This window comes from Pseudorhizobium flavum (genome assembly GCF_044142885.1).
In the GTDB taxonomy this organism is placed as follows: domain Bacteria; phylum Pseudomonadota; class Alphaproteobacteria; order Rhizobiales; family Rhizobiaceae; genus Neorhizobium; species Neorhizobium flavum.
Genome location: NZ_JBIOKZ010000003.1, coordinates 540,001 through 542,837 on the forward strand (window position 1 = coordinate 540,001; position 2,837 = coordinate 542,837).

Genomic DNA, 2,837 nt, shown 5'->3' on the forward strand with positions numbered 1-2,837 from the left:
AAGCCGGTAGGTGTAGGCGCAGCGAAAGCGAGTCTGAACAGGGCGATTGAGTATGTTGCATTAGACCCGAAACCGAGTGATCTAGCCATGAGCAGGTTGAAGGTTGGGTAACACCAACTGGAGGACCGAACCCATATCTGTTGCAATAGATCGGGATGACTTGTGGCTAGGGGTGAAAGGCCAATCAAACTCGGAAATAGCTGGTTCTCCGCGAAATCTATTTAGGTAGAGCGTCGACCGAATACCCCCGGGGGTAGAGCACTGGATGGGCTATGGGGACTCACCGTCTTACTGATCCTAACCAAACTCCGAATACCGGGGAGTACTAGTCGGCAGACACACGGCGGGTGCTAACGTCCGTCGTGAAGAGGGCAACAACCCTGACCTCCAGCTAAGGTCCCCAAGTCATGGCTAAGTGGGAAAGGATGTGAGGATCCCAAAACAACCAGGATGTTGGCTTAGAAGCAGCCATCATTTAAAGAAAGCGTAACAGCTCACTGGTCTAAATAAGGGTCTTTGCGCCGAAAATGTAACGGGGCTAAAGCCATGCACCGAAGCTGAGGATTTGCAGTTTACTGCAAGTGGTAGCGGAGCGTTCCGTAAGCCTGTGAAGGAGGACCCGTGAGGGCCTCTGGAGGTATCGGAAGTGCGAATGTTGACATGAGTAACGACAAAGAGGGTGAGAGACCCTCTCGCCGAAAGACCAAGGGTTCCTGCTTAAAGTTAATCTGAGCAGGGTTAGCCGGCCCCTAAGACGAGGCAGACATGCGTAGTCGATGGGAACCACGTTAATATTCGTGGGCCTGGTGGTAGTGACGGATCTCGTGTGTTGTTCAACCTTACTGGATTGGTTGTGCAGCGAAGAGGTTCCAGGAAATAGCTCCATCATTATAGACCGTACCCGAAACCGACACAGGTGGTCAGGTAGAGTATACCAAGGCGCTTGAGAGAACTATGTTGAAGGAACTCGGCAAATTGCACGCGTAACTTCGGAAGAAGCGTGACCCCTTTTTGGGCAACCAGGAAGGGGTGGCACAGACCAGGGGGTAGCGACTGTTTATCAAAAACACAGGGCTCTGCGAAGTCGAAAGACGACGTATAGGGTCTGACGCCTGCCCGGTGCTGGAAGGTTAAGAGGAGAGGTGCAAGCTTTGAATCGAAGCCCCAGTAAACGGCGGCCGTAACTATAACGGTCCTAAGGTAGCGAAATTCCTTGTCGGGTAAGTTCCGACCTGCACGAATGGCGTAACGACTTCCCCGCTGTCTCCAACATAGACTCAGTGAAATTGAATTCCCCGTGAAGATGCGGGGTTCCTGCGGTCAGACGGAAAGACCCCGTGCACCTTTACTATAGCTTTACACTGGCATTCGTGTCGGCATGTGTAGGATAGGTGGTAGGCTTTGAAGCGGGGACGCCAGTCTTCGTGGAGCCATCCTTGAAATACCACCCTTATCGTCATGGATGTCTAACCGCGGTCCGTCATCCGGATCCGGGACAGTGTATGGTGGGTAGTTTGACTGGGGCGGTCGCCTCCGAAAGAGTAACGGAGGCGCGCGATGGTGGGCTCAGACCGGTCGGAAATCGGTCGTCGAGTGCAATGGCATAAGCCCGCCTGACTGCGAGACTGACAAGTCGAGCAGAGACGAAAGTCGGTCATAGTGATCCGGTGGTCCCGCGTGGAAGGGCCATCGCTCAACGGATAAAAGGTACGCCGGGGATAACAGGCTGATGACCCCCAAGAGTCCATATCGACGGGGTTGTTTGGCACCTCGATGTCGGCTCATCGCATCCTGGGGCTGGAGCAGGTCCCAAGGGTTTGGCTGTTCGCCAATTAAAGCGGTACGTGAGCTGGGTTCAGAACGTCGTGAGACAGTTCGGTCCCTATCTGCCGTGGGTGTAGGAATATTGACAGGATCTGTCCCTAGTACGAGAGGACCGGGATGGACATATCTCTGGTGGACCTGTTGTCCTGCCAAGGGCATAGCAGGGTAGCTATATATGGAAGGGATAACCGCTGAAGGCATCTAAGCGGGAAACCCACCTGAAAACGAGTATTCCCTATCAGGGCCGTGGAAGACGACCACGTTGATAGGAGGCGTGTGGACGTGCAGCAATGCATGAAGCTTAGCCTTACTAATAGCCCGATCGACTTGATCGTTCTCATTGATAATGCTCATCACGCGTCGCAAGACGCTAAGATGCAGCCAGACGTGTTCACATAAGACCATCGCCAGCTTGTCTGGCTCCCTTGCTCGACAGAGCGCCGGGCAGCCATACAGGCCAAAGGCCGTCGCCAAGCATTTGGCGGGCCGTCCGCAGGGCAGCAGCCGGCAGGCTGCGATCAGCCCGCCAGGACAAGATCAGGCGATGAACCAAAATCCAGCTTCTCAACACATGCCAACAGAAATGTTGGTTCATTGCCCTTAATCGACCTGGTGGTCATGGCGGGGCGGCCGCACCCGTTCCCATTCCGAACACGGCCGTGAAACGCCCCAGCGCCAATGGTACTTCGTCTCAAGACGCGGGAGAGTAGGTCGCTGCCAGGTCTATTAAAGGCAATGCCGCAAAACATAAGCGGACAAAACAATCTTCTCAAAAACGAAAAACTCCCTTCCGGGCAAACGCCCGAAACAGGTGACGCGGGGTGGAGCAGCCCGTTCGGCCTAAGATCGATCCACCGGATCGATCTCTTTACGGCCTCACCTCATCAGGCTACGCCTGACATCGCTCCCGGGCAGGAAAGTCCGTATTCTTGGTGACGCGGGGTGGAGCAGCCCGGTAGCTCGTCAGGCTCATAACCTGAAGGCCGCAGGTTCAAATCCTGCCCCCGCAACCA

General features: G+C 54.8%; 1 tRNA gene and 2 rRNA genes (1 of these 3 running past the window's edge). All 3 read left to right on the forward strand.

Features of this window, described 5'->3' with window-relative positions:
• Positions 1-2,159 (forward strand): 23S ribosomal RNA (locus ACEPP2_RS09480); it begins 723 nt to the left of the window's first position.
• Positions 2,160-2,432: 273 nt separating this feature from the next.
• Positions 2,433-2,547: ribosomal RNA gene (rrf, locus tag ACEPP2_RS09485) — 5S ribosomal RNA — on the forward strand.
• A 213-nt stretch (positions 2,548-2,760) separates the two neighbouring features.
• Positions 2,761-2,837 (forward strand) — tRNA-Met (locus ACEPP2_RS09490).